Source organism: Flavobacterium sp., from assembly GCF_027484945.1.
Classification (GTDB): domain Bacteria; phylum Bacteroidota; class Bacteroidia; order Flavobacteriales; family Flavobacteriaceae; genus Flavobacterium.
Window position 1 is genome coordinate 1 of the sequence record NZ_JAIXRZ010000054.1, and the last position, 6,438, is coordinate 6,438.

Annotated in this window: 8 protein-coding genes; 6 read left to right on the top strand and 2 right to left on the bottom strand. The window is 29.4% G+C overall.

Annotated features, from left to right (window positions below):
• The 6 genes from Q0039_RS07230 to Q0039_RS07255 all read left to right on the top strand — a co-directional run.
• The coding region (locus Q0039_RS07230; RefSeq protein WP_297510715.1) for a T9SS type B sorting domain-containing protein at nucleotides 1-116 on the top strand (116 nt) is incomplete at its 5' end.
• Nucleotides 117-463: 347 nt separating this feature from the next.
• Nucleotides 464-1,201 (top strand): DUF3871 family protein, encoded by a 738-nt coding sequence (locus Q0039_RS07235; RefSeq protein WP_297511184.1) that lies wholly within the window; start codon nucleotides 464-466, stop codon nucleotides 1,199-1,201.
• A gap of 290 nt (nucleotides 1,202-1,491) precedes the next feature.
• Entirely contained in the window at nucleotides 1,492-2,994 is a 1,503-nt protein-coding gene (locus Q0039_RS07240) for a DUF4339 domain-containing protein (protein WP_297511172.1), read from the top strand.
• Nucleotides 2,995-3,024: 30 nt separating this feature from the next.
• Nucleotides 3,025-3,504, top strand: coding sequence for a hypothetical protein (locus Q0039_RS07245; RefSeq protein WP_297511174.1), 480 nt, complete (start codon nucleotides 3,025-3,027; stop codon nucleotides 3,502-3,504).
• Nucleotides 3,505-3,529: 25 nt separating this feature from the next.
• On the top strand, nucleotides 3,530-3,703 hold the full coding sequence (locus Q0039_RS07250) for a hypothetical protein (protein ID WP_297511176.1): 174 nt from the start codon (nucleotides 3,530-3,532) through the stop codon (nucleotides 3,701-3,703).
• A gap of 17 nt (nucleotides 3,704-3,720) precedes the next feature.
• Entirely contained in the window at nucleotides 3,721-4,572 is an 852-nt protein-coding gene (locus Q0039_RS07255) for an FISUMP domain-containing protein (RefSeq protein WP_297511178.1), read from the top strand.
• Between the two features lie 41 nt (nucleotides 4,573-4,613).
• Here Q0039_RS07255 and Q0039_RS07260 read toward each other — a convergent pair whose 3' ends face one another.
• Both Q0039_RS07260 and Q0039_RS07265 read right to left on the bottom strand, forming a co-directional pair.
• Complete coding sequence (locus Q0039_RS07260) at nucleotides 4,614-5,282, bottom strand: hypothetical protein (protein ID WP_297511180.1); 669 nt, start codon at nucleotides 5,280-5,282, stop codon at nucleotides 4,614-4,616.
• Between the two features lie 849 nt (nucleotides 5,283-6,131).
• Nucleotides 6,132-6,438: T9SS type B sorting domain-containing protein (locus tag Q0039_RS07265; protein ID WP_297511182.1), on the bottom strand; the 307-nt coding region annotated here is incomplete at its 5' end.

Below are 6,438 nucleotides of genomic sequence, written 5' to 3' on the forward strand. Positions count from 1 at the left end.
GGAACGGAACCTATAACGGAGCCTTGATGCCTGCTACCGACTACTGGTTTAAAGTAGAATACCTTGAAAACAATGCTACCAAAGAATTTAAAGCGCATTTTGCTTTGAAGCGGTAGTATCAAAAATAAGGGAATAACGACTATTTTAACCCTCCGAACTCAATAAAAAAAGCTTCTTAAAAAGAGGCTTTTTTTTTGTAGTAGAATCGAACAAATAAACAACCCCGATAGCGCAGATTTGCAATCCGTGTCCCAGCTCCGCAAAAAGTTCCTTTAAGCTCCCGCTTCGCCTCCCGATAGCTTTCGGAACCCGACTTTGCGGCACAAATAAAAACAAATCCACCTTCACGGGTGGTTTTTGTGTATGTGTAGCGCATTCAACGCACCATAAAAAAGCTAATTGTCAATCGCTGAAAGCTATAGTACACAAGATCTTTCCAAATGAGGTTATATAGGAACCTGAAATTCGTGTATCACATCAAATTAAAGGCAGAACTCCTGATGCTATTCACATTCCAGTTAAAGATCTGCAAGAACATCAGAAAACTAATTACTACGAACGTATGGCTTTCATTATCAGAATTCCATCTATTACAGAAACTATCAATGGTAATACACTTGTGTTGACTGTTGGTGGTGTTCGCGCACTTAATACAGAAAACCTATATAACAAAAAGACTTATGAGAAATTCAAGATTTTCATAGGATTTCAAAATATGGTGTGCTGTAATCTTTGCGTATCTACAGATGGTTTCAAAGAAGAATTAAAAGCAATGTCCTATGCTGATTTAGAAGATAAAACGCTTCAGTTGTTCAGCTCCTACAATATGCATCGTCACTTGAATGCCATGGATCAACTATCTAATTATTCATTGACTGAGTCTCAATTTGCACAACTCATTGGAAAAGGAAGATTGTACAATTTTCTGTCTAAAAAAGAAAAGTTACTACTTCCAGAATTGCTGCTTAATGATGGCCATTTGACAACTGTTGCAAAAGATTATTACCAAGATGAGAGCTTCTGTAAAAATGAAAATGGAGACATAAATCTTTGGAGATTTTATAATCTTCTCACAGGATCCAACAAGACTTCCTACTTGGATAAATTCCTTGACAGAGGCGTAAATGCATTCGATTTCACTACAGGTGTTTCTGATGCTTTAAATGATAGAAATTCTAAACATAGTTGGTTCCTGAAATAACACATTATCAACATGTTAATCAATCAATTGCAAATCCTGTATAATATTGGTAGATTTGTAAAAACTTTCACAAGAAAGAAAACATTTTATCGATATAACAGCGTTTGCTAATATTCCTGTACTTGAAAGGTCGAAATTTCAAATGAGAAACAGGAAGGTATAAGCATAACGCTCACCGGTTGCGTGAGCGTTGCTTTACTTTGTTTCTCGGATATTCGACCACCTCAAGTACAAGTAATGGCAATTGTCTCACGCATTTGTTTTATACAATAATCAAGTAAGAGGCATGCTTGAAAGAAAATACATTTATGATATTTTATTTTATTACTGCCTTAATAATATTTTACTCAATTGCAGAGTTCATTGGTAGAAGAAAACAGATTGGTTTTTGGTGGAGTTTTATACTCTTGTTTGGCGGATTCATAAATGGTATTATTGCAATAACACTAAGTCCATCTGCAAAAAAAGAACAAGTAAAAGGAACAAGATTACTATTAATTTTAGGTTTAATTTCAATAATTATAATTGGAATAATTCCATTAGTCATATCAATTATTGACTTAAATGATTATAATCCAATAATTGACAATAAAGCATCAACTTTAACTTTAACAATCAAGTTAGGTATTTCGGTTTCATTTATAATATCAGGTTTTTATTTGACACTACTTAGTATTGGAAAAATTGTGAATAAAAATCCAAAGTTTTATTTTGAAAACATTTTAACAATCTTAAAACATAAAATGTATTCAATTTTGAATAAAAATTTGAAATATTATATTAATGAAAATGAAAACCAATCAATATGTCTTTCCTTTCAAGAGTTAAAAGATAAACAAATTAATGAAAATACTTTAATATGGAGAAAAGGGTTAAAAAAATGGACACCTGCAAGTAAATTAAATGAAATTCACACTATAATAAATTTTTCTCCGCCTCCTATAAATGAAAATGAATATACAATTCCTGAAAAAAACATAACAGAGTTAAAAGAATTTGAAAAAAACAAGATATTAATTATTCCTTTTATAACTTTTATCCTTTTAATAAGTATAGCATTAAATTCAAATTATTACATACATAATTGGGTTCTTGATGTAACAAATTTGTATCCTAATTATCATAAAATGATCGCAATTAAAAAAGAATATGTTAATGCAAAAGATAATTTATTCTCATCTGCATTTGATTCTAAAAGAGGTTTACTATATATTGTTCTTGGAGATGAAAATACTGTAAAATATTTTTCAGTAATGGATAAAATAATTGCTGGAAAAATTAATGATCTAAATTATTCAGAATTAAATTTGTTAATGGATATTCAGGATAATTTTGATAAATATTATTCTGTAATGCATAAAATTAAAAGAATTTCAGGTGGTAGTAATGAAAAACTAACACAACCAGAATTAAAATTACTTACCGATCTTGGAAATAAAACTGGTGTTCAAGTATATAATCCTAATTCACCTAAAGTTGCACAAGGAGTAATTGATGTATTAGCTGTTGGTGTTTATAATAAAGCAAAAAAAATAATTCCTTACCAACAAGGAAGTCTTGAAGATTACGTAAAACAAATACTTGTCATTGACGGAATGATGAAAAAATTTGACCAAACGCTTTCTCAAAATAAACAACTTGAAAAAAATTATGAAGGTATTGCAAAAGCAATATTAAATCCTGATGGTACAGTTAAAGAAACATATGAAGGTAAAGTTAAAGTGATTGGCTATACAAGTCGTAATTATCCAATATTCGATTTTAATAGTTCAATCATTAAATCTAATAAGTGATTAATAATTTAATTAAAAAATAATTTTATTATGAATAAAGCTATAACCATATTACAAATTGTTACAAAAAATAAGATTGATTTACTTTCTGTGCAAATCAGAAGAATAATTTCATCATTATCAATATTAATATGGTTGATATCAATCATTCTAATTTCTTATAATTTAATTGTTACGACTTCAAAAACATTAACTTACTATGAGGATTTAAAAATAATAAATGAAATTGAAGCTGAATTTAATAAAAATCCATATCAGTTAGATGAAAACACAGTTTCAAGATATCATGATGCAGATTCTTATTATATGAAATTCACAAAATTAAGTTTCTATAATGGTGATGGTTTTGTACCAGAACTTGTAAAAATTAATTTAGATATAGCAAAAAAACAATTAGGTGTCAATCCTATATTGATTTTCTTATATCATGATTTTCTTCTAATAATTTTATTTAACATATTTTATTTACTATTATTAAAATTTATTTTGTGGTTAAAATTTGGCAACTAATCAATTTTATTAAAACAATATTATTATGAGAAAATGGATTATTAGACTTCTAATATTAATTTATATTGTGTATTTGTTATATAGTAATGATAAAATTGCAAGACAAGAAGGATCTTCACTTGGAGAACAAATATTGTATATACTTGCTGCGATTGGAGTTTTTTTTATAATTACAAAAATTATAAAAAAGAAAGATTAACTAATAATCTAATTTAAATGCAAGAAATCAAAATAAGAAACCAAATATGGACCACTGAAAATCTGTATGTATCTCATTACAGAAACGGTGATTCAATTCCAAATATTCAAGATCCTGAAGAGTGGAAAAATACCAAAAATGGCGCATGGTGTTATTATGATAACAACATAGAAAACAGTATATATGGTAAAATATATAATTCTTATGCAGTATTAGATCCAAGGGGATTAGCACCCGAAGGATATAGAATACCTGAACATTATGACTGGTTGCTTTTAGAGAGATTAATAGAACAAACAAAAGACACTCATAATTGGCAAGAACAATTTAAAGTACAACATGCAGGATATAGAGGTGACAACGGTAATTTCTTCTTCCTAAATGGAGCATCTGGTTGGTGGAGTAAATCATTATTAAAAGAAAAACAAGACCAAATTATTGCTCATTTTTATACTCCTGATTTTAAAGGTCATTATTATGACCCAGGTGATAAAAGCGATTTATATTGGAAACCTTATAATTTTAATGAAGGTTTTTATATTCGTTGTATAAAAGAGGAATACAAAACTACAGCATTTATAATTGATGATGCATTTAATCATCCTCTTAAATCAGTAACCTTTAAATACGCACCAAATACTACATTTCAAGAAATGCTGAACAATATTTACAATACTTATCTAATTGATAAAGTTTCTAAGTATTCCTATGGCAAAGAATGGTGTATTGATCTATTTGAAGATTATATGAGATTGAAAGAAGTGCAGAAATCAAGTGATACTGATAACTTAACATTTGATCAAGTAATAAATCAAGTATACAGTACTACATATAATCAAAATTACAAGTTGATTATCAGGAAATTGTAGTGATATTACAAAATTAATCTGCTTAAACTACTAAAAGTTAACTAAATAAAATTTAAATCACTTTGTCTTTTTGGCGAAGTCTGTGTAACTGTGATTACCTCACAATTTTTTTTATTAATTTCTTGAAACAATAAATCCTTTTTGTAACTACTTGGTATTTGATTTAAAATTCTTTTTGCTTCTTCAAAGTTGCCAATATTCCTATTTAATTCTGCAAGCAGAAAAAAATCATCAGATTTGATTTCTGTTAGTAATTCAATTAGAATTTTTGCGTTATTTTCAAACAGCACTTTCTTCTCAACTGACATTGAAGGCTTTGTTTTATCACCTTTTGAAAGAGGATGTATTCTAATTTGATCATTATACTTTCTTAAAATATTGGTGCGTATATAAATCAACCTCTTTTTGTTTCTCAACCTATAAATAAAATTTATACTCTTCTTAACAGAATATTTATTTTCAAAATATTCTGCTGCTTGAACATAATCTTCAAACGACATACCTCCTAATTTCTGAGTAAACCAATAAAATTCATTGCATAAGTTACATTTCTGCAAATATGTATTTTTTAAACAAGGTAATTCTTCGAATGTCTCACCATCAGACCATTCAGTAAACTCATAGTGATGAATAAAGTATGGTCCAGGATAGTAAGCAATTTGTTGTCCACAATGAGGACATTTTTTATATGAAGGGTTACCTATTTGCATATTATTAATAATTGTAAATAACAAAGTTACATAAATATAAAAATGATCATTATCTTTCTTAAAAATAGTTGTCAGACATTATAATTCTGGCATATCCAAAACTGATAACTGTTGTATTTCCAATCCTCTCAAATAGGTTAGTGTAACCTGTAAAGTACTGTGCCCCATTACTTGTTGCAACTTTGTCAAATCACCAGAACCGCAAAGTGTTCATATTATGCACGATGCTCCGCAAACGTTTCCCGACTTTGCGGCACAAATAAAAACAAATCCACCTTTATGGGTGGTTTTGTTATTTTACCAAAATACTTTATCAATGTTGATTAGTACACGACTTGATTTGGCGTGGGTACCTTAGCCCAGATCGAAATGGAAATCCCGGAAGACGGTACCGTAGTTTTTGTTGCCTCACGAAAGCGACCCATGGAAGCTTAAGTGTGGCTTATAAAAACACGGTACAGGCTGAGGACTTGAAATGTAGAGCTGGAATAGCTTCAAAATAATAATATACTCCCGAAAGGCGTCTCAAACTTTTCTATTAAAATCAGGAAAATTATTAACACTATAATTCTAATTTAAAATGGTAATTGGGATATTAGAAAATACATCCAAAATAAATTGTCATACCCAACGGATGACGCTATTTTAAAAATCCATATCCTTAGCTTTAAAGGAAGCCACCAAAAAATGGTTGATATCAATCTAAAACTAAAGATTTATCCGCAATCAGTTCTTATTTCTATTTAAAAAAAGGGTTCAACTTTAATTAAAAAGTCAAACCCTGTTATTTATAACTTACACACTTTTTGGGATAGTGTCTGAAATACTATTTATTCTTGTTTCATTAAACTACCGCTTCAAAGCAAAATGCGCTTTAAATTCTTTGGTGTTTCTGTTTTCAAGGTATTCTACTTTAAACCAGTAGTCTGTAGCAGGCATCAAGGCTCCGTTATAGGTTCCGTTCCATCCTTCACTTGTAGGACTGATTTGTTTCAAGAGTTTTCCTTGTCGGTCAAAGATGTAGATTTTAGCGGTTGGTTGATTTTGTAATCCTACAATATTCCAAGTATCATGAATTCCATCGCCATTCGGCGTGAAGTAATGCGGATAATCAATAATAGAAACACCGGTAATTACTAACGGATCACAGCTGTTA